The following is a 21,022-nucleotide window of genomic DNA, read 5'->3' as shown; positions in this document are numbered from 1 at the left end:
AGATCCGGACCCGGCCCGTCTGACCCCGGGCGCGCATTCGGATGCTCTACAGTCAGGGGAGAGACGACATGAAAATGGCGTGGCTTTCGGGTCCGCGGTGGGAGTCTGGTTGATGGAACTTCGGGAAGGACGCCGCAGGGGCGTCCGCATGACCGCGGAAGTACAGGATTTGCAGGGTGCCCCCGAATTTCAGGCAAGTGGGTGGGTCCGCGATGTCAGCCTCAGCGGGCTTTATGTGGAGATGCCGGTTTCAGGTCTCTCCGTGCATTCAAGACTGATCTTGACGGTAACCCCGGAAGAGGGTGCAGACGCCCGGACCTATGTTTGGCACTGCATCGTGATGCGGCTGGATGAGCATGGCGCGGGAGCCATGTTCGAAACCGACGATCCGTCGAGTGTCGATGGCCTGCTCGATCTGATGCGCGAGTGCATCGGACTCCCGCCCGATTCGCGATAATCCGGCCCCCTGGGAGCGGGCCTCGCTGCTTGGCCCTGCGATTGACCAAGGGCAAAAGGCAGGGCCTGACCCCGTGACTCGACGGGCAAGGCGTGACACCCCCAGGGCCGCGTCGCATCGAAGTCGCGAGGCCAGCTTGCTAGCGGGGGTCTACCGATCTACGTCGTAATGGAGGCGGAGCCGTCAGCCGGTGCGGAACAGAGTCATTGGGTCGGGAGGCAATCGGGTAGTACGGTCTCGAGCGAGCGGGGTGTAATCCCGAGGTCGGCGAAGCTTCCGGTGGTGGTTCCGGCGACGTTGTCCTGCTGCATCAGGTAAAGCTGGTCGCGGGTCAGGGGTGGGTTTGGTAGCACGGCGGCCAAACCGGCCAGCGCGTGCCAGACGGCGAACGGGACCGGGAGCAAGGGGCGTCTGCGGCCCCTATGGTCCAGTACCAGGGCCAGGATCTCGCGGTAGGTCAGGATGTCGGGGCCACCGAGTTCGTATATGGGGTGTGCGGGTGGTACGTTTCCGGACAATTGGGCGATGGCGCGGGCGATGTCACTTACATGTACGGGCTGCAGGCGGGTGGTGCCGCGGCCAAACAGAGGGATCACCGGCAGGGATGCGAGACCGGCCAGGTTGCGCAGGAAGGCATCGCCCGGCCCGAAGAGGACGCTGGGGCGCACGATCACGGCGTTCGGGAATTCGCGTTGCGCAATGTCTTCGCCTTCGGCGCGGGCGCGGATATACGGGGAGGGTGACCGGCGGTCGGCGCCGATGCCGGAGATCTGCACGACGCGTTCGAGGCCGGCCTGGTGCGCGGCGCGGGCAAGCCGGCGCGCGCCTTCCACGTGGATGGTGGTGAACCGCAGATCACTTTGCTCCACGTACAGACTGACCGCGTTGACGACGCCGTGGGCACCCTCCACGGCGCGGGCGACATCGGCATCGTCGCGGATATCGGCGCGGCAGTGTTCCACCCGGGCCTGTTGTTCCAGTCCGGAGGGTACCGCCGCCCGGCGCGATGCAATGCGCACGGCGTGACCCGCATTGATCAGTTCGTGCACGATCCGGCTGCCGAGAAACCCGGTGCCGCCGAATACGGTGATCAGGTCCGGCTGCATGGCGAGACCCCCTCTGGATGATTGGTACGGACGTCGGATACGGCAGCCCACAATCAGCCCATCACGCTGGATCAAGCCGATGCGCCGCAGCGGGTCTCGTGCGTTCCGCTCTGGATCGAGGCCTGCATCTGCCATGATGCAGGGGACTGGGGGCGCGCGTGCAACCGGTGGCCCTGCGAGGCCAGACTGTCGGAGCAGACGGGGATCCTTGCGGGCGTACCCCTGGTGGTTTTTTGAAGGCCCCGCGCCGCGCCGGGGCAGGTGGCCGAGCGGGAAGCGGATGCACGAACGACTTTCACACGTGGTGGGTTTCGATGATGCACCGTTCGCGCGGCAGTATCGGGGCGACGTGCGAGTGATTGGTGCCGTCTTCGCCGGGAAGCGGCTGGACGGCGTCCTTTCGACGCGGGTGCGCCGTGACGGAGTCAACTCCACAGCGCGTCTGGCTGAGTGCGTGCTGGGCAGTCCGTTTGCACCGCAGCTGCACGCGATCCTGTTGCAGGGGATCACCCTGGCTGGATTCAACGTGGTGGACCTGCATGGGCTGCATGCGCGTACCGGGTTACCGGTGCTCGCGGTGGCGCGCCATGCCCCCGATTTGCCCGCGATTCGTCGTGCGCTGCTGGAGCACGTCCCGGGGGGCGCCCGGAAGTGGCAACTGATCAAGGCCGCCGGGGTCATGGAACCGCTGGAGGGCTTGTACGTGCAGCGCTGCGGCATCGGTTACACGGCGGCGCAGCGGCTCCTGGAAGACCAGCGACTCCACAGCCGACTCCCGGAGCCGCTGCGGGTGGCGCACATCATCGCGGGAGGCGTGACTACTGGGGCGAGTCGTCACCGCCCCTGACCCGGGGCGCCTCACCGGCGCGGCAAGGGCCGGGCGGCCATGGCATGAGTACAGGCCAGATTGAGGCACCCCGGGTGCCGCGTCGGGCTGGTCGCTACACTCGTTACAGGCAAGTCTGAAGGAGGCCCCGATGGCCCGTGCGTATGTCGGGACATCCGGCTGGAACTACCGGGCGTGGAAGGACGACTTCTACCGCGGCGTGCCGCAGCGCGAGTGGCTGGCCCACTGTGGGCGGCATTTCAGCGCTCTGGAGATCAATGGCACCTTTTACCACCTCCCCGCGACCACCACCGTGGAGCGATGGGCGGAGCAGACGCCCCCGGATTTCGGCTTCGCGATCAAAGGCAGCCGTTTCGTCACCCATATCCACCGATTGAAGGACGCCGAGGATCCGGTTCGGCTGCTGCGCGAACGCATGCAACCGATGGGGAACCGGCTGCGGGCGGTTGTGTGGCAACTGCCGTCGAACTTCGCGATCAACCAGGAGCGACTGGAGGCGTTCACCCACGCGCTGGGGTTCTGGCCGGAAGTTCGGCATGCCATCGAGTTCCGCCATCCCAGCTGGTTTATCGAGGCCGTGGCGACGCATCTGGATACGGCCGAAGTGGGCATCTGCCAGTCGGATGCCCCGGACTGGCCGTGCTGGGAGGCTGTAGCGGGCCCGCTGGTCTACTGTCGTCTGCACGGGCATACCCGCACGTATGCCTCGGCCTACAGCGACCGCCTGCTGGACCAGTGGGCCGCCCGCGTGCGGCAGTGGCAGGCGCAAGGGCGCGAGGTGCATGCCTACTTCGACAACAACGCCGAGGGGGCCGCGCCCCGCGACGCCCAGCGTCTGATCCAACGGTTGGGGGATGCGGACTGAGGGCTCAGGCACCCGCCTCCGCGCGGTGGCGGTGGTACAGCCGGAGGGCCGTCAAGCCGACCAGCAACGAGGCCAGACCACCGATCACGAACACGTGCGCGGGCGAAGCACCGGCGGGCCCGGTGAGCAGCCAGAACAGGACCGGCGACACCAGCATGGCCGAGAACGCCAGGAAGTTGCTCGCGGCAATGAAGCGGCCGCGTCGGTTGGCAGGGCTGTGGCCCTGCAGGTAGGCGGTGATCGGCACGATGAAGAATCCGGAGGCAATGCCCAGCAGGGCGATCAGCACCAGCGTCGCGGCGTAACTGTCGGCGGCGAAATACAGCAGCGCGCTGATCAGGGCGGCGGCGATCATGCCGGCCGGGGCATGGTGCATGGCGATGCCGCCACGCGACAGGTAGCCGGCCAGGATGCTGCCTGTCCCGATGCCCAGTGCCAGCGTGGTCAGGATGATGCCGGTCGCGAGTTCGCCCAGCTCCAGGTGCATCTCGGCGAACAGTGGCACGTTCAGCTGGTACAGCGTACCCAGGGCCCAGAACCATGCGATGCCAAGCATCACCATGAACAGGACGCGATGGGGCCGGATTTCCGCGACCGACTGCATGACGGTTGCGAACGGGTTCAGTCGGAAGGGCGCCGGGTCGTCGGTTGCCAGGGTCGGGGCGATGAAAAAGCTGGTCACCACGCCGGTAACGGACAACCCCACGATCAATGCCGCCGGGACCCAGAGCGCCTCGCCGGCGAACTCCATTACAAAACCCGCCAGCGCAGTGCCAAGGATGATCGCCAGAAAGGTCCACAGCTGGATGTGGCCGTTGGCGCGCGAAAGCTGCTGGTAGCGCACCAGCTCCGGGAGGATGCCGAACTTCGCCGGGCTGAAGAACGTGCTCTGCAGGCCCATCAGGAAGGTCGTCACCAGCAGGCCGGGGAAGTTGTCGGTGATCAGCATCAGCGCGGCGGTCAGCAGGACGGCGGCCTCGGCCAGGCGGGTGCAGACGATCACGGTCTTCTTGCTGTAGCGGTCGGCGATGTAGCCGGCCCATGGCGAGAACAGCACGAACGGCAGCAGGAACACGAAACCGACCAGGCTGTAGTAGAAGGTGCCTTCACCCTCGGCGACAAACTCGCGGATGGCGATGAAGATCACCACCAGCCGGAAGAAGTTGTCATTGAGCGCGTTGATGAACACCGTCGCCATGTGGGCGATGAAGCTCTTCCTGCGGATGTCCGAAGTCTCGCTCATGCGATATGCCGCGCAACGGGGTCTCCTGAAACGGTACAGGTCTGGTGTAGGGAAACACCAATCAACGTACACATTCGCGCTCGAGTCGCTCTTGTGTGCTCACAGGTTGCGTGACCCGGACTGGCTGGGCGCGAGCCAAGGAAGGCGGGTGACCTCTTTCTCGCGAGGGGGTCCGCTGTCATTGCAAGGCCTCGCAGAGGCCGCGGCAATCGGCCGGATCGGCCCGAGACCTTGCCCGGTGCATTGGCGTTCCCGGATCTGAGCGAAAAGGTGGGTGTCCTCTTTCTCCGCACGCTCTTTCTCCTTTTTCCGCGGTCAGTGGTGTCTGGGTGCGCTTAGAAAGAAGACAGCCCGGTTGCCTCCATCATCCGGTAGCGCCAGTAGCGCAACCGGGAGTCGTCGGCATATTCCTGGTAGGGGAGGCTGTGAACCCGGCCCTGCTCGTTGTGCCAGCGGGTATCGAAGAATTCGGTGGCATCGGCGATCACCGGAGTCCCGGCCTCGGCCTGAATCTGCACGTTGGTCTCCAGGTTGAAATTGTCCAGGTTGCGCCGGGTGAAGTTCGCGGAGCCCGCAAGCAGCGTGGCATCGCCATCGCGAGGACGATGCAGGAGCATCTTCGCGTGGCACTGTTCGCCCTGGGTGTTGCACCAGCGCACCGGAACGTCCCCGGCGTTCAACTCCAGCGCCACTTGCCGGTTGGGTATTCCCTGCTTTTCCCGGCCGAATGCATCACGGTTCGGATCGAGAAGCACCCGCAGGTCGACGCCGCGCTGCTGTGCGTCCAGAAGGGCCTTCACGATCCCCCGGTGCGAGAGGTAGAACATCCACAGGTCCAGCTGGTCTCCGGGAGCCGCGGTGTCAATCATCTCCAGGGCGGCGTCGCGGACCCGTGACTCGGTCAGGATTCGGATCCGGACGGGCGAATCGACGGCTCCGTTCGCTTCCACGCGATCCGGAAGGGCCGTTCGGGTTCCATTCGAGAACTCTGCGACCGCGCGTTCGGTGTGCAGCAGGTCGATGGCCGCGGCGCCCCGGAAACGCACGGCGATGTTGTCGTGCCGGCTGCTGGCATCATGCGGATTACCCGAAGTCACCAGCCCGGTCCAGCCGTCCGGCCCATCCGTGACCAGCGTCTTGCGGTGGTTCGCCTTGAAGTTTAGAAGCGCGAAGTACGTGCGCAGGGTGACGGGTGTATCGCCCACCGGGTTCGGCAGCCAACCGCCGTGCGAGCTGTTGCCGAACCACTGACAGCAGATGCGCCAGGCGGTCGACCACAGGGGGTTGGGATCCCGCAGGGCCCGCAGATCCGTTTCGATCACCGGTATGCCATTCGCCTCCAGCCGGGAAAACAGGGGCTGCTTGATGCCGCCGTAGAGGGTGTTGAATGGATCGGTGATCAGCAGCATCTGGACTCCGGGCCGTTGCGCTTGCCGTTCCGAAAGTCCCAGGACGAACTCGCTCGAGAGCGGGCGATGCGCAGTATCGGATCTGGCCGCGAACTGGTTGACCAGAAAGAAATCCGCGACCACCAGCGACTGCGCCTGTCCGATCATCTCCAGGGCGCCATCGAATATCTCGTGCTCGGTGTGCTGATTGCCCTGCGTATCCGTCCACGTGGAATCCGCGAGGAACTCGACCCCCTCGGCGGGACGGTAGGGCGTGGCGACATCGAGCCCCTCGGGAAGCGGCTTGTACAGGTGATAGGCGCCGGTCACGAGGTATGCGGCCAGCAAGCCGAGCAGGAGAAAGCGCCCACGTCTCATGCGCGGCCCGAATCGGAGGCGAGGGACGAACGCGCCGGCGTGGCGGTCGTGGCACCGTCCCCGAGCCGGCCGCGATCCACGCTCGACCCATGCCGATCCCAAGGTGACGCGGGAATGTCAGGGACGTTCAACGAGACCTCTCCGATGGTGGGCTAAACGGCTCTCCGGAAACCCGGCTCGAGGCGGGCGGCCGCGACAAGGCGGCTGTTGGTCCGGGCGGCGACACCGATTGCCTGGCGGCACCCGGGCACGAAGTCGAGACTGGAGCTTTCTCCCGAAGCCCGTCAATGCGCGGCCATGAGCCAAAAGCCCGCGTTTGATCCCATTGCCCGCGCGTTGACTCGAACGTGAGGCAGGTTGGCCGAAGGCAAGGCCTGACCTCGCGACCCAGCACAAGGCCAGGCCCCGAAGGTCCTGTAGGAGGCGAGCCCTCTCGCCGATCGGCCGTATCCAGCGCCCCGTCGCCCAGCGGGCTGGGCTCCTGCGGGAGAAGGGCGGCATGTGAACAAGATGGGTGTCCTCTTGCTCCGCAGAGTGCTCTCCATGGCCCTTTTAACAGGTGCTATAGTCCGCCCTGACGGCGGCTTATGATGGAGCGGATCGTGATGATCAAATTTTCCGAAGACCTGGTCCCCCTGACCGACCTGAAGGCGAATCCGGGACGGGTTATGAAACACGTGGCCGAGGTTCACCGGCCCGTACTGCTGACTAGCAGGGGCAGGGGTGTTGCCGTGGTGCAGTCGGTGGCGGATTACGAAAAGGCCGAGGAAGAGCGGGAATTCATGCGGGCCGTCGTCGCGGGTCTGGCGGACCTGGAGGCCGGCCGGGAACTCTCGCTGGACGAAGCCAGGGCGCAGCTCGGTCTCAACTAGCAATATGCCCGGCATTACGATCACGTTTGCCGAATCCGCCCTGCGCGATCTCGAGCAGATGCAGGAGTGGTACTCGGAGCAAGGCGTGCCGGAGGTCGGACAGAGGCTGGTGCAAGAGATTTTCCAACGAGTCCAGGCCCTGAACGACCACCCCGACATCGGCAGGGTAGTGCCCGAATTTGACCAGCCGTTCCTGCGAGAGGTCGTCCATCCACCGTTCCGCATCGTGTACCGGCGTGATCCCGGTCGGGTGAGGATTGTCCGCGTCTGGCGAAGCGAACGCCTGCTGCACCTCCCTGGTGGAGCGTCGAAGAAGGACTAGGCAGCCACCAGACCTCCGCTCACGGTTCGTGGCGTTTGAGCGCACGCAAGCCCGGCCCACCGTCATTGCGAGGCCTCGAAGAGGCCGCACCAATCGGCCGAACTGGCCCGAGACCTTGTTGGTAGCTTTCGCGGTGCCGCATCGGATCGGAAAGGTGGTGTCTTCTTTCTCCGGCTACGTCCCGCGCCCCGCCTTGAGACCATACATCGCGCGGTCGGCTCGCCCCAGCAGTTCGTCTGGATCGCCGTCTCCCGGACCGCAGGCCCAACCCAGAGTCATCGCCGGCGTGACCTCGCCCGCAGCAAGCTGGACCGGCCGGGACACCGCCGCCTGCAGTCGCTTCCCCTCGGCTTCGGTTGAATCCTCTCCGAACAGTAGCACCGCAAACTCGTCACCCCCGACCCGGGCCACACAGGCCGGCTCGCTGAGCGCCTCCTCCAGCCGGCGGGCGACCACCCCCAGCAGTTCGTCGCCCGCCGCGTGTCCGAACCGATCGTTCACCGGCTTGAACTGGTCGAGATCGATGAAGCCTACGGAGAACGCTTCGCCGGTCCGTTGGGACCAGGCGATTGCATCCTGCAGGCGCTTATAGAAAGCGCGCCGGTTGGGTAGACCGGTCAGCGGGTCGTGGCTAGCCTCGTGTTGCAGCTGGCGTCCGGCCTCGTCGAGCTGTGACGCCTGCTCGCGCAAATCATGGTGCATGGTCACCAGGGTCCGCCGGGTGAGCAGAATCAGAGCCAACGCGAACACCACGCCGCCCCCACCGAACACCAGCATGAAGCGCTGCGTGTGCGCCCCGACTTTGCCAGCGCGCTCGGCTGCCGCTTCCATCTGTGCGCGTTCATGTGCTCGCAACGCCTCGATGGAGCTGTCGAACTCCCGATCAAGATCAAACAGACGCTCGCTCAGGATTGCCATTGCCGGCGCGATCTCCTCGCGGGCCGCCAGGTCCACCACCTGGTCTTGCAGCTTCACGATGTCCGGGATCAGGGCATCCTGTTCCTCAAGCCTTGCCCGCGCCGCATCCTCGGTCACGCGCTCATCGAGGGCCGCGCGCACCTCGCCGACCCGGTGCCCCCAGCGGTGGTACTCCATCATCAGGTCATCACGCTCGAAGGGGTCGTCGGTGATGACCTGATTCACCATGGTCTGGTGGCGATTGTAGGCGGCCTCCAGCAGATCGGACGCCAGCTGGATGCGCTGTCCTCGCTCCTCGGTGATGTGATGCAGCTCGGCCAGCAGGCGCTGGTTCTGCCACAGGCTGTTGCCCACAATCACGATCATGCCCGCCAGCAGGACCACGAAAGCGACGGTGATGGCGTTCAACAACCGCCCGCTGATCCGCTGCACCTTTTGCGAGAACTGCATCGACTCCTCCTTTCAAGAGGCGAGCATGGAAAGCACCCTCCCGTGGGTCAAGCACCCGGTCAGTCGCCCGGATTCCGGACATTATCGGATCAAACCGTGGTTTCTGACTCGAATGTGAGGCTGAGGGCAAAGGGCAAGGTCCGGCCCCCGCTATTCCCCGCGGTCATTGCGAGGCCTCGCAGAGGCCGTGGCAATCGGTTGGAACTGCCTGGGCTCCAACCGGCTGTCAGGGGGCAAAAGGCATGAAGGCAACGTCTGACCCCCGACGCTTCTGGCTCCGCGCAAACCCTGTTGAAGATCGCCGACCGCCATCCCGACGTGTTGTGGGAATTGGCGGCCTGATGCGGCAGTTGCTCGGCGAAAGGCAAGGCCTGACTCCGAGCACTCGGACGCGGACGTCAGAGGTCCCGGCTCTCCGCTTCGCTCCGGCCGGGATGACGGCGTGGCCCCCGGAAGAAGATGGGTGTCCTCTTTCTCATTCCTTTCTCATTTTCGAGCCCCGTAGCGCATGCGCCTTCCGTTGACTCTCCGCACGGCACTCAGGGGCCCGGCCTTGCTTCGGTATCTGCCCACAGAAAACCATCCTCCCGGAACAGTGCCAGGCAGGTATCCACGATCTCGGGGCTGAACTGGGTCCCGCGCCCCTTCTGGATGACGTCCAGGGCCGCCTCGATGCCGAAGGCCGGTCGGTAGGGGCGGTGTGAACAAACGGCCTCCACCACATCCGCTACGGCCAGGATTTGTCCCTCGAGAAGGATCTCGTCACCGCTCAGGCCGTCGGGGTAGCCGGACCCATCCAGCCGCTCGTGATGCTGAAGGACGGCGTCCGCCACCGGCCACGGGAAGGCGATATCCCGGATGATGTCGTAGCCGGCCCGGGCATGGTCCTTGATGAGCTCGAACTCTTTGGGTGACAGCGTACCCGGGCGGCTCAGAATCTCGGCGGGGATGCTGATCTTGCCCAGGTCGTGGATCAGGCCGGCGAGGTAGAGGCCCTTGACCCGGTCCTCGGGCAATCCGAGCTTGCGGCCGATCGCCTGGCTCAGTTCGGCCACGCGCTTCTGGTGGCCGGCCGTGTAGGGGTCGCGCTTGTCTACCAGACGCGCGATCGCTTCGACCGTATCGACCAGGGCCTCCTGCAGAGCTGTCTGGCTCTCGTCGCGCTCCTTTTGTGTACGCAGGGCCTCGAGGCCGCGAGCGAGGTCCTTTGCCAGTCCTGCCAGCAGAGACTGCTCTTCATCGTCAAAGGCCTCGGGCTCGTTGGCATACACGTTGAGGGCCCCAACGGCCTCGCCATCGATCTGGAGAGGCAGGGCGATGGAAGACGCGAATCCGCGTTCCCTGGCCGGCTCCCGCCAGGGGGTAAAGCTGGGGTCGGTGGCGATGTTGCGGGTCATTTGGGGCTTGCCCTCCCGGATGGCCCGGCCGGTAGGGCCCTGACCTGTTTGCTCGCGACTACCCCAGGTCACCACGATGGTTTCCAGATAATCCGTGCGGGTGCCTGCCGATGCCACTACTTCCACCGGGTGGCCGGCCTCTTTCCGAGCCATCCCTACCCAGACCAGGGGGTACTCCCGGGCATCGGCCAGGGCCTGGCAGACATCCTGGAATAACTGGCTTTCTTCTGTGGCAGTCACAAGCGCGGAATGGGCCTGGACCAGGGCTCGCAGGTACTCGGTCGTTCGCGTAAGCCGGCGTTCGCGAGTCTTGCGCCGGGTAATATCCCGCAGGATCCCGAGGGCGTGCCAGCCGCCCCCGAACTGAACCGCCGAAACCGACAGTTCCACCAGGAAGACCGTTCCGTCCTTGTGTTGAGCCTCCAGCTCCAGGGTATCCCCGACGACGGGCCCCTCCCCGGTCTCCACAAAGTGGCGCAGGCCCGCCTCATATTTCCCTTGGTGCCGGGGTGCGGCAATCAGCGGATGCAGGGGCTTCCCCAGCACCTCCCCGGAGGAATATCCGAAAACCTCCTCGGCTGCCCGGTTCCAGTACGCCACCTTGCCTTCCGGGTCCATGACCACGACGGCGTCCCGGGCAGTCTCTGCCAGGGTGGTAAAGAAGGCCTCCTGCTCCTGCCGCTGTTGCCGATGGCGGACCTCGTCGGTGATATCACGGAAGACGTTGAATGCGAAGCGCTGATCCGCTTCCGGATCCCGGACGGCATACGCGAAGAGCTGGTAAGCCTCCCCCGAGGCCAGATGGAGTTCTCGGCTTCGGTAATCCGCCCCTTCGGCGATCGCCCGGCACTCGGGCAGGGGGTCGTCCTGACGCGGGAAAAAGTGCCAGTAGGGTGACCCGATCAGCTCGCCATAGGACGCGCCCGCCTTTTCGGCGTAGGCCTGGTTGACGCGCAGGATCCGTCCGTCGCTGTCGTGCAGCAGGATGGGGTCCGGAATCGCGTCCAGCGCCTGCAGCCACTGCTGGTGGGCCTGTTCGATCCTGGGGCATTCGAAAAGCAGCCGAGTGAAATCCACGGTCTTTTCGAAATACGTGTTCGGCATGCTCGCGATCCTTGCCACAAATCCGGCTTTTCTTGAGCCGGCATCGTCAAGAAAAAGTCATCCTAGCAGTCTGTCGCGCCTGGAGTTGATCTGCTGTAACGACCAGAGTGCAACAACAAGAGGGTCAGACATTGCCTTTTGGCCCTGGCCAGCAAGGCAGGCAAGAAGCAACGTCCAACCCCTGCGCCCAGCCCCACACCGCAAGGCCCGACCCCGCCGCCACGCATCGTCATCCCGGAAGCCGTGCAGCGGTTATCCGGGATCTCGGGCGCCGGGGCAGGAGGGGACGCCAGAGATCCCGGCACTGCGCTTCGCTCTGGCCGGAATGACCGTGTGGCCCCAGGAAGAAGATGGGTGTCCTCTCTCTCGTCACGAGACCTTCCCAGGCGCATTGGCGTTGCCGGATCTTCCCTGAAAGGTCGGTGTCCTCTTCCTCCGGTACGTCATGTGGGAACGGTGCGCCGGAAGACGCAATTGAACCGAACCTGAAGGATGTCTATAGTTGTACGGTACGTCCGTACGTTTGAGGTCCGGCATGGAAACAGTCAGCGTGAACCGGTTTCGCGAGAACCTGAAGGCCTTCGTGGAAGAGGCCGTCACTACGCACACGCCGCTCAAGGTCACGCGCCGAGCGGGTGAGGCCTTTGTGGTGATGAGTGCGGACGACTGGGAAAGGGAGCAGGAAACGCTCTACGTCCTCCAGAACTCCAGCCTGATGCAGCAGATCGCCGATTCGGCCGTTACCCATCGGAAGGGAGAAGGCTACCGTCCCACGGAAGGGGAGATGGATGAGATCACTGGTATTCGAGGGTAATACCTGGGCGGCGTACGAAACGCTCCGGGAGCGCGACCCAAAGCTGGATCGAGCGCTGCGCCGGATCCTCAAGGAAATGCTCCGGAACGATCCAGCTACGGGAACGGGTAAGCCGGAGCCCCTTCGGCATTCGCTGTCGGGCTTCTGGTCCCGACGTCTCTCCTCCCGGGATCGCCTGATCTACCGCTTCGACGATCAAGCCATCTACGTCTTCGCGATCGGCGGCCATTACGACACGTTGTGACCCGAGCCCATGTTGCCCCTCGCTCGGGGCATCATGGTCTGACCCCGAGCCCCGTTCGTGCCGGGAAGGCACCATTTCGGGGGCGAAATGCCCTCGCTAAGGCTCAGAAATCATCCTTGAGCGCACGAAAGTCCTTCTGCTACAGCAAGTTATCGTGGTCCGACCCCGTTATGTCGTGATTCTTACGCCTTGCCGGACACTCTCGGATGACCCGTCTCGTCGCACCAGGTCGACAAGGAAGGCGGTAGGGGGCAAGGGAGTCATGGCGTCAGACCTTGCCTCTTGCCTCTCCCTTGATGCGGGGCAAAAGGCAAGGTCTGACCCCAAAGTCCCATCGCGTTTCCCGGGTGTAACGCGCCCCATCCGGGGCCTGCGCACTGGCTTCTGGACATCCTGCAGATCGCCTTTTTCAGGGGCTTGATGACCTCGGAGATCATGCCAGGCCGCACAGGGTCAGATGTCGATGCCGACCGCCCGAAAGCGCTGACGCAGTCGATCGTAGTGGCTGCCGCGCCAGTAGACCCGGCCGCAGCCGCTGCAGCGCACGAATGCGACGAAGCGCTCGAGCACCCCGGGCGGCACCTCGCTCGGCTCGACCGAGTCGGCGAGTGCAGCGCCATCGATCGACCGGAGCTCGCCGTTACACCGCATGCAACGCGAGAACGGCTCGAACAGCCCGGCGAGCTGAAAGCGGTCGACCACCTCGCGAAGCTGTTGCAATGGGTCCGTAGCGTGCACGTACCGCCCGTGAGTCACCCGGCCGTCCTTCAGCAGGCCAGTGTCACGCGTGAGGATAATGCGGTGCTCGTCCTGCGCGGTGCGGATGATGTACTCATCGGAGAAATCGTTGGCATACAGGCAGTCGAAGCCCAGTGCACGCAGGTAACCGGCCAGCCGGCCCAGATGCACATCGAGGATGAAGCGTGGTTCGCGCAGCGGCTGGGGTCGCAGGCGGGAGACGTCGCCTACATCGAAGGCCTCGAACACCGGGTAGACCGCCACCCGTTCACCGCCGCGCAGCCGGTGGCCGAAATCCACTGCCCGCCCGTCGACCAGTACCAGGTCAACCTCCGTGTGCGGCACGCCCAGCGACTCGATGCGGTCCTTGACCGAAGGGGTTCCGTCGAACGCGTGTTCAAAGCTCTGGTATCGCCGTTCGGGCGCGAGGAAGTCGTTCAGCTCGGCATACAACCGGAAGGTCGCGGTCGCGCGGCCGAGGGGTGCGGATTCGCGGTCCTTGGGCGGGCACATGCCTTCGAGCATACCGAAACCACCCCACGGAAGAGGCGCGCTTCAGCCCCGTTCTTCCCCCGGGCCCGACAGACTCCTGGCGGTTCAACATTGGGCGGCGACCAACCGCCGGCAGTAGACTTGCCGCAAGTCGCTGAGCCGAAAAGGATGCAGACATGAACGATGTCTTTCTTCAGATCGCCAACGCACTGGTATTAGGGCTCGAAGCAGTCGGCATCGCCGTGATCATAGGTGGCTTCGTGCTGGCAACAGTGGTTTGGCTGGTCAACATGCGCCGCATGAGCACACACGAGGCCTACGTCGATTATCGCCGTCGCAGCGTGCGCGGCCTGATTCTCGGACTGGAGTTCCTGGTCGCGGCCGACATCATCATGACCGTAGCGATCGAGTACTCCATGGAAAACGTACTCATGCTGGCCCTGATTATTCTCATACGCACACTGCTCGTGTTTGCCCTGCACCTGGAGATCGAGGGCCGTCTCCCGTGGAACCAGTCGGAGGACGATAGCAAGACCTGACCCACTCGCAGCGGTGGGCCATTTTCCGGTGTGATGATGCTGGAGCCGCACTGGGAGGCGATCGCGAGGTCGGCCACACGAGAATGCTGCTACCCCCACGACCCCAGGAGGGAGAGAAGCCATGTGCGGACGGATGACGCGCTATAGCGCGACCAGCGAACTCGCCATGCGGTACTTCCAGGTCCCCGTCGACGAGGGGTTCGACGTACCCAGGTACAACGTTGCCCCCGGCACCCATCTGGAAGCGTTCCGGGCCGGCGAGGATGCGCCAGCGGCCTTCCAGCCGATGTTCTGGGGCTTTCGGCCGAGGCGCGTCGAGGACGGGCCGCGACCGATCAACGCTCGGGCCGAGACGGTCGCCACCAGTCGGTATTTTCGATCAGCGTTTGCGCACCGGCGCTGTATCGTGCTGGCCGACGGTTGGTACGAATGGCGCAAGACCGAACAGGGCAAGCAGCCGCACTACATCACCCTGACCGAGGACGCAGCGCAGGACATCCTGATGATGGCGGGTATCTGGGAACCCATGGTCGATGGGGGTGCCTGCTGCGCAATCATCACTGAACCCGCCAACGATCAACTTGCACATATCCATGACCGCCAACCGCTGATACTCGACGCACAGTGTCGGTGGGACTGGCTCGATCCAGGACTGTCCGAGCGTGACGACATCCGGGCCAAGACTCGCCGCTTTCCGCCGGACACGTTGCGCTATTACGCCGTTTCGAGCCGAGTGAATCGTCCGGTCGAGGACGACCCGGGCCTGGTCGAGCCGAAGCGCTGATCGGAAGGTGGTAGAGAGGTGGTAGAGGGTCAGACCTTGCTTCTTGCCTCCTTAGCTGACCGAGGGAAAAAGCAAGGTCTGACCCCGGAGACCAAGACTTCAACAGCTCAGGTCGGTCCAAACGGCGAGGGCGCCTGGAAGAAGATGGGTGTCCTCTTTTTCTTAGTTTCGGCCGGCGGGGTAGGCGTTAGCGTCAGCGATCTCGATTCTCCGCCTCGCTCCGGCCGGGATGACGTTTTGGACGCGGAAAAATAAATCTGTCCCCGTTTTTCCGTTTCTACAGCGGGTTACCGTGGTCCGACCCCGTCATGTTTGGTCATGTAATGCGTTAAGCGACTCCTTATGGCGCCCACCTCTCTAGCCGATCCAGTCTTTGTATAAAACCAGAATCAATCCATTGGCTAGAGTGAACAAGAACCCCCAGAGCTTTATAGAGTTTGCGGCTCTTTTGATCTTCATTTCCTCCTTTGCCAGGAGTACTTGCCGGTCTTGCTCGCGCCTCTCAAGCTCATGGTCTACCAAAGCCTTGAGTGTGGCCTCAGAAAGTCCGGATACGGTGAGTCGAGGCGCAATTTCGCCGCCATCCTTTGCCAACGCATAGAGGAGTTCGGAGTCAACGCTTCGGATTTTCTTTGTGGCGCCTCTGATTAATTTTTTCTCTTTTGCGGCATGCTCGGTCATCCCCTCGTTCTTCACGAGATCGACGTAACAGCCGTAACCCAGCCAAATAATTTCTTTAAGGTGGCGGTGTTCTAACAGAGAATACTCCTTAAAAATGTCGGCCTGATACGCGGCATACACGGCATCAAGAGCATCCTCTTCTTCGATTGCCGTATAGCACCGCCTTAATAGGCATGAACGGAAGAGATTGAACCGATATTCATTCAAGCCTTGTTTTTCCAGAATCCCTGCGGCTTCTTCTACGTCAGCCTCACTTTCTAGATCACAGTGGCTAATACAATCCAGGCCCCTTAACTCGGCATCAATGCGTTCTTCAAGCTCTTTAAAGCGTTCAATTAGCTTTTCTTTACCTTCGATCTTTTGGCCTAAGAAAAGCTGTTTAATGAATCCTTCTAGACCGGCGCGCGTGAACTCGCCGCCAGTAGCCGGGTCAAGAGACAGCGTAAGTTGCGGAACGTGGAATTTTTCGCCTTTTTCTACGCGGATTCCTCCATCTTCGCCGCGTCTTACAAAAAAGACCTCCTTGCCACAATTATCGCAATTACGACTCGTACACCATGTGTCGAGCATTACTAACGATAAGCCGCAAACTTCGCAGAACCTAGGTTGACTGGTTTCGCCTTCCATATCTCCTTCTTGCGGATTATCCATCATGACTGTGGCGTGCTCCCGCTTAACGCTAGAGTTGAGCCACCGGGTGAAGACGCCGACAGGCGGCTTTACCCGGTCGGGTCCAGCTCATGGTTGGGCTCTTCCTTTTTGCCACAGCTACTCCTTGCTCTCCCCCAAGTGCGTCTTCTCCCTCGCCACTCGAAGCTCCTGCTTCTTCTTCTCGATCTTCTGGCTGAGGCTATTTAACTCTGTACGAAAATGCTCGGAGTCCGGTTGCCGGGGCTCGGTTGCCGCGAGGACAGCCTCAGCATGCAAAACGGCTTCCTCGCGCTTTGCCTTTCTGTCCTGTACCCATCGGATCCGCCCGATGAGTTCATAGTACGTGGACACGAATCCGACGCGGAGGGTTTCGGTAAACGTAGCAGCTCCGGCGAGATGTTCGTCGGCGAGCGTTCGGTGGCTTGGCCCGAAACAGCTTTTCAGTTCCGCTGCAGTGCACGGCTCGACATCGGACCTAAACTCATGAGCATAGAAGTTCCGGATCTTGTTGAGCTTCAGTAGTAGCCCTTTGGACTCCACGGTAAGTAGCCCAAGGGCGATTGCCAGGTCGACCTTTAGGCCGACAGACAATTTCCTGAGCTCGACGCGGTGAGCCGCAGGCAAGGCGTTGGAGATCAACTTTTCCAGCGCAAGCTCGATGGCGGAGAAACCTACAACTGCGTACTTAAATGGATCACCCGACGCGCTCAGTCGCTGGATGTCTTCATCGGTCGGAAGCATGAGGTCTCCTAATGCCCAACAGTGATTGGATGGCGCGCACGGATATTGGATGAACGTGCGCGCGTGTTTAGTTGGATATTGATCCGGGCGCGTGGCGTAAGAAAGCGTCGTTGAATCAGTCGGATGGGGCGCCGGGATGGTTATTAGGACCGTGTTATCTCGCGCGGCTGTCGATGCGGTTTGGGGCCATGGTCGAGCGGTGAACCCTTGGTGCTTCTGGTCGTTTGTCATGTCAGGCGCCAGTGGTCGTTGTCGGTGGTGGCCTGGCCGAGGATTTGGAGGGCGGCGAGGACCTGGGTGATCGACTTTGTGGGTTTGCGCTTGAAGTGGCTGGCCAGGGCTTCTGAAGTTTGGGGGCCAATGGCGAGGAGGCGGCGGACGGCTTCGACCTGGTCGGGCATGGATTTGGGCCAAGTGGGCTTTTTGGCCGGTTCGGTCGGGGTGTCGGCGGCGGCCTCTGGTTTGGCTTCCAGTGTGGCGGTGGTCTGGGTGGCTTCGGGGGCCTGGTAGTCGGGGCGCAGCCAGCGGATGTGGCCCTGGGCTTCTTCGGCGGCGCGTTCGGCGTTGAGTGCGACGAGGCGGCTGAGGAGTTCTTCTTCGGCTTCGGCCTGGTCGGCGGGCTTGTCCGGCAGCGGGGTGGTGGCGCCGGGGCGGCCGACGAGGCGGTCGGCGAGGTCGTTCCAGCTGTAGGCGTCGAAGACGGCGCGGTCGAGGTCGTCGTGCAGTTCGCGCAGCAGGGAGACGAGGCCGTGTTCGTGGATGGTGCGTTCTTTGGCGGTCAGCGGTTCTTCGGCGCGCAGTTTTTCCAGCACGTTGTACATGCCGGTGAGGGTCAGCTCCGGATGTTCAGCCTGACGCGCCTTGCGGTGGGCGTCGATGCGTTCGGCGAGATCGCCGATGGTGGCGGCCCGGTGGTCGTCGAGTTCCGGGAAGGGGAAGGTCTCGAAGCAGCGGGTCTTATTGTAACGGGGACGATCCTCAAGTGTGCCGCCACTAGCCAGGGTCCAAGCAACATGAATCCGGCTAGAAAGGACGCCTAGCTTTGTCGATTCAGCTAAAGCGATGGCGACCAACATGTGATCTGGCAGCACATTGGAACTTAGGAACTGAAAGATTCTATGCTTGGTGGTTTCGACGGTCACCGTGAACCTAGTTAGGCCTTCCGACATATTGCGCCAATCAGGGCGCGGGCGGCCAGCGATCCACCAGTTCTCGCGAAACCCTCGGTCGCGATTCTGCTCGCGTTCGAGTTTCACATGGTCGAGGACCCAGTGATAGACCGCGGGGTACTCGGCACGAACTGTGTCGAGCGACAGCTCAAACAGGTCTATGACCTTGAGCCCCCTGGGCGTCTGAGTCAGGTCCCGACCATTGCGGTATTCGCGGATGACGCGTTGCAGTGACGGGTTTGTGCTATAGCCAAGGCTCTCGGCTTGCTCCGTGGTCAACAAGAATCCGGAACCGGCGAGCATGACGCCATTGGAAGAGATTCCTGCGTTTGATGAGAGCGCAATCGCGCTCGCTACATCTGCGCCGACGGAGAGGTCTGAGAAGATTTTTCCGATGCGTGGGGCTACCGAGATCAAGCGTGCGTCACTCGCTGTATCGGTTTCCGTGATGACCTTCTGTAATACCCCGGGAACATCGCCTTTGGTCGCAACGGTCATGGCAATGCGGACAGCTGCCCCATCTGTGCTGTCTACCCAGGGATGGTCCGGGATGGCGAAGGCGAGCGACATGGGGGTCTTGCTGTCGTTCAGGTGCGGTTCGAGCACACGGCGGTTGAAGATTTGGCGCAGGCTGTTGGTGGTGATGAAACCGAAGCGTCGGGCCTCGCCCTTGCGCACTTTCTCGGCGGCGATGTGCCACCAGTACATGACGAAATCCGCGGAATCCGGAACGACACCATCGAAGCACTTCCGCAGGGCATCGACGTAGCCATCCCCCAAAGCCTCGCGAATACGGCTCTTTCCAATAAACGGGGGGTTGCCGACGATGTAGTCGGCTTCGGGCCATTCGGTGCGGCGCGGGTTGCTGTAGTGGTAGACGGGGGTGCGGGCGGTCTCGTCGGGGATGAGTTCGCCGGTGACGGGGCTTTTCTTGTAGCTGATCCCGTCCCAGATGGTCACGGGCTGGCCGTGGTCGTCGGTCATGGGTTCGCGGCTGTCATATTCGATCAGCGCGTCGCGGCATTCGATGTTGTGGAAGTCGCGCAGGATGGGTTCGGGCAGGCTGAGGCGGCCGTGCAGGCGGTAGTGCCATTGCAGGTAGCCGATCCACAGCACGATCTCGGCGATGGCGGCGGCGCGCGGGTTGATCTCCAGCCCGAGGAACTGGTGCGGGTCGACGGTGAGGCCTTCGGTGTCGAAGGTGGCCTGGCCGGCGCTCAGGTCGCGGATGAGGTTGAACACTTCGCCTTCGAGGCGCTTGAGGTGTTCCAGCGCCACGTAGAGGAAGTTGCCGGAGCCGCAGGCGGGGTCGAGCACGCGCGTTTCGCACAGCCGGTGGTGGAAGCGGTGCAGCTCGTCCAGGGCCTTGTCGGGCTTGCTCTGCTGCAGCCAGGCCTCGGCGGCGACCTGCACGGTGTTCCATTCGGCGCGCAGGGGCTCGATGAGCGTGGGCATGACCAGGCGTTCCACGTAGGCGCGCGGGGTGTAGTGGGCGCCGAGCTTGTGGCGTTCGCGCGGGTCCAGCGCGCGTTCCAGCAGGGTGCCGAAGATGGCGGGTTCGACGAAGCGCCAGTCGGCCTTGCCGGCCTGGATGAGCAGGCCGATCTGGTCGGCGTTGAGCGGGATGGGGTCGATGTTCTGGAACAGGCCGCCGTTGAAGCGCTGCACCTTGTGCATCAGCTGGCCTTCGTAGCCGCCGGTGTTCATCGTCTCCCACAGCGAGCGCATGGCGTCGGGGAAGTGTTCGGGGTTTTGTTGCAGGCGCTCGAGCAGGGCGGTGAAGCTGCCCTTGGGCAGGAGCTCGACGTCCTCGCTGAACATGGTGAACAGGCAGCGCTTGAGGAAGTGCGCGACGCGTTCGACATCAAAGCCGTGCTGTTCCAGGGATTTGGCGAGCTCGGCCAGGCGCGCGCTGACCTCGCGGGTGACGCGGGCGGCGTGCTTGCTGGCGTCGAGCTGATCGGGCACCAGCCACAGGTGGCGCAGGCGCTGTTGGATCTCGGGGTCGCGCAGGTCTTCCAGGCGGATGCGGTGGCGGCTTGGGTCCGGGTAGGGGACGTAGGTGCCGCCGGAGCGGGAGAACTCGGAGTAGAGCTCGAGGCTGCGGCCGACATCGGTGACGACGATGAACGGCGGGCGGCCTTCGTCTTCCGGCAGGGCGCGCACGTACTGGTCGGCCTGGTTCTGCGCGGCGAGCATGGCCTTGTCCCAGCCCTGGGTGTGCAGGCCCTTGCCGGTCTGCTTGGCCTCCAGCACGAAGCAGCCGCGGCGGTAGAGGTCGATGTAGCCGCGATTCTCGCTGCCGTCCGGGTTGCGGATGGTGACGCGGCGTTCGAAGACGTAGGCGTTGTCGGCGGTGTCGTCGCTGGCCGGGTCGGGGTGGGGCAGCTCCAGCAGCTTGCACAGCTCGGTGAGGAAGAGCTGATAGTTGGCGCGCTCGGAGCCGCCGGTATCGCGCCAGCGCTCGATGAACGCCTCGACCTGCTCGGGGGCGGCCAGGGGCGTTGCGGTTTCATGATCAAAGAACGCGGCGTGGGCCGGGTTGCCCGGGGTGACTTCCATGTGATGCGGGTCCGGTTTCGTTTCCGGAACACCTTAACGATCCGGGGCCATTTTGTCGTGTGCAGCTTCGGTTGGAGATCGCCGCGGCCGCTTTGCGGCCTCGCGATGACGGGGTGGTGGGGTCCGGGTTGGAGCCGGTCCTGGGTTTCACGGTCGGGCCGCCATGAGTGGAGTGGGACGCAGGGGAAAGGGCGAGTGGAGGCTGCGCTTCGGGATTGCCTTGGCGAATCACGATGCGGGTGCGCGTGTACGGGGCACCG

The 21,022-nt window shown here is 63.4% G+C and carries 18 protein-coding genes; 9 read left to right on the top strand and 9 right to left on the bottom strand.

The window, feature by feature from the left end; genetic code table 11:
• Positions 1-112 precede the first annotated feature (112 nt).
• Positions 113-457 (top strand): hypothetical protein, encoded by a 345-nt coding sequence (locus F572_RS0112975; protein WP_026143095.1) that lies wholly within the window; start codon positions 113-115, stop codon positions 455-457.
• A 203-nt stretch (positions 458-660) separates the two neighbouring features.
• On the opposite strand, the gene F572_RS0112970 is transcribed toward F572_RS0112975, so the two are convergent.
• The gene (locus F572_RS0112970; RefSeq protein WP_017942535.1) at positions 661-1,563 is read right to left on the bottom strand and encodes a complex I NDUFA9 subunit family protein; all 903 of its coding nucleotides are present in this window, start codon (positions 1,561-1,563) and stop codon (positions 661-663) included.
• Positions 1,564-1,843: 280 nt separating this feature from the next.
• On the opposite strand from F572_RS0112970, the gene F572_RS0112965 reads away from it, so the two are divergent.
• A complete protein-coding gene (locus F572_RS0112965; protein ID WP_017942536.1) occupies positions 1,844-2,410 on the top strand; it encodes a DUF99 family protein in 567 nt (188 codons plus the stop codon).
• Between the two features lie 130 nt (positions 2,411-2,540).
• Positions 2,541-3,275 (top strand): DUF72 domain-containing protein, encoded by a 735-nt coding sequence (locus F572_RS0112960; RefSeq protein WP_017942537.1) that lies wholly within the window; start codon positions 2,541-2,543, stop codon positions 3,273-3,275.
• Positions 3,276-3,279: 4 nt separating this feature from the next.
• Here F572_RS0112960 and F572_RS0112955 read toward each other — a convergent pair whose 3' ends face one another.
• The gene (locus F572_RS0112955) at positions 3,280-4,518 is read right to left on the bottom strand and encodes an MFS transporter (RefSeq protein WP_017942538.1); all 1,239 of its coding nucleotides are present in this window, start codon (positions 4,516-4,518) and stop codon (positions 3,280-3,282) included.
• 335 nt (positions 4,519-4,853) lie between these two features.
• The gene (locus F572_RS0112950) at positions 4,854-6,284 is read right to left on the bottom strand and encodes a phospholipase D-like domain-containing protein (RefSeq protein ID WP_026143096.1); all 1,431 of its coding nucleotides are present in this window, start codon (positions 6,282-6,284) and stop codon (positions 4,854-4,856) included.
• Positions 6,285-6,871: 587 nt separating this feature from the next.
• Here F572_RS0112950 and F572_RS0112945 point away from each other — a divergent pair.
• Together F572_RS0112945 and F572_RS0112940 are read left to right on the top strand one after the other, a co-directional pair.
• Positions 6,872-7,156, top strand: a complete 285-nt coding sequence (locus F572_RS0112945) for a type II toxin-antitoxin system Phd/YefM family antitoxin (protein WP_017942540.1) — start codon at positions 6,872-6,874, stop codon at positions 7,154-7,156.
• 4 nt (positions 7,157-7,160) lie between these two features.
• The gene (locus F572_RS0112940) at positions 7,161-7,478 is read left to right on the top strand and encodes a type II toxin-antitoxin system RelE/ParE family toxin (RefSeq protein ID WP_017942541.1); all 318 of its coding nucleotides are present in this window, start codon (positions 7,161-7,163) and stop codon (positions 7,476-7,478) included.
• 174 nt (positions 7,479-7,652) lie between these two features.
• Here F572_RS0112940 and F572_RS0112935 read toward each other — a convergent pair whose 3' ends face one another.
• Entirely contained in the window at positions 7,653-8,846 is a 1,194-nt protein-coding gene (locus F572_RS0112935; RefSeq protein WP_017942542.1) for a diguanylate cyclase domain-containing protein, read from the bottom strand.
• Positions 8,847-9,385: 539 nt separating this feature from the next.
• Positions 9,386-11,347, bottom strand: a complete 1,962-nt coding sequence (locus F572_RS0112930; protein ID WP_017942543.1) for an HD domain-containing phosphohydrolase — start codon at positions 11,345-11,347, stop codon at positions 9,386-9,388.
• A 535-nt stretch (positions 11,348-11,882) separates the two neighbouring features.
• On the opposite strand from F572_RS0112930, the gene F572_RS0112925 reads away from it, so the two are divergent.
• Complete coding sequence (locus F572_RS0112925) at positions 11,883-12,161, top strand: type II toxin-antitoxin system Phd/YefM family antitoxin (protein ID WP_024327451.1); 279 nt, start codon at positions 11,883-11,885, stop codon at positions 12,159-12,161.
• Positions 12,136-12,405, top strand: a complete 270-nt coding sequence (locus F572_RS15490) for a Txe/YoeB family addiction module toxin (RefSeq protein WP_081602041.1) — start codon at positions 12,136-12,138, stop codon at positions 12,403-12,405. The genes F572_RS0112925 and F572_RS15490 overlap by 26 nt, the downstream gene beginning before the upstream one ends.
• Before the next feature lie 453 nt (positions 12,406-12,858).
• Here F572_RS15490 and F572_RS0112915 read toward each other — a convergent pair whose 3' ends face one another.
• Positions 12,859-13,668: a Mut7-C RNAse domain-containing protein gene (locus F572_RS0112915; protein WP_017942546.1), complete on the bottom strand. Its 810-nt coding sequence runs from the start codon at positions 13,666-13,668 to the stop codon at positions 12,859-12,861.
• 143 nt (positions 13,669-13,811) lie between these two features.
• Between F572_RS0112915 and F572_RS0112910 the strand changes: the two genes are divergently transcribed.
• Positions 13,812-14,174 (top strand): DUF1622 domain-containing protein, encoded by a 363-nt coding sequence (locus tag F572_RS0112910; protein WP_017942547.1) that lies wholly within the window; start codon positions 13,812-13,814, stop codon positions 14,172-14,174.
• Positions 14,175-14,307: 133 nt separating this feature from the next.
• The gene (locus F572_RS0112905) at positions 14,308-14,958 is read left to right on the top strand and encodes an SOS response-associated peptidase (protein ID WP_017942548.1); all 651 of its coding nucleotides are present in this window, start codon (positions 14,308-14,310) and stop codon (positions 14,956-14,958) included.
• A 357-nt stretch (positions 14,959-15,315) separates the two neighbouring features.
• Here the strand turns inward: F572_RS0112905 and F572_RS15985 are convergent, their stop codons facing one another.
• From F572_RS15985 to F572_RS0112890, 3 genes are all read right to left on the bottom strand, one after another.
• Positions 15,316-16,293, bottom strand: coding sequence for a hypothetical protein (locus tag F572_RS15985; protein WP_231291121.1), 978 nt, complete (start codon positions 16,291-16,293; stop codon positions 15,316-15,318).
• Positions 16,294-16,407: 114 nt separating this feature from the next.
• Positions 16,408-17,031, bottom strand: a complete 624-nt coding sequence (locus F572_RS0112895) for a hypothetical protein (RefSeq protein ID WP_017942550.1) — start codon at positions 17,029-17,031, stop codon at positions 16,408-16,410.
• 227 nt (positions 17,032-17,258) lie between these two features.
• Positions 17,259-20,762 (bottom strand): DNA methyltransferase, encoded by a 3,504-nt coding sequence (locus F572_RS0112890; RefSeq protein ID WP_017942551.1) that lies wholly within the window; start codon positions 20,760-20,762, stop codon positions 17,259-17,261.
• Positions 20,763-21,022 lie beyond the last annotated feature (260 nt).

The sequence above is a fragment of the Thioalkalivibrio sp. ALE14 genome (assembly GCF_000376845.1).
Taxonomy (GTDB): domain Bacteria; phylum Pseudomonadota; class Gammaproteobacteria; order Ectothiorhodospirales; family Ectothiorhodospiraceae; genus Thioalkalivibrio.
The sequence above is the reverse complement of the archived record's forward strand: the minus strand, read 5'-3'. Positions and strand labels throughout refer to the sequence as shown.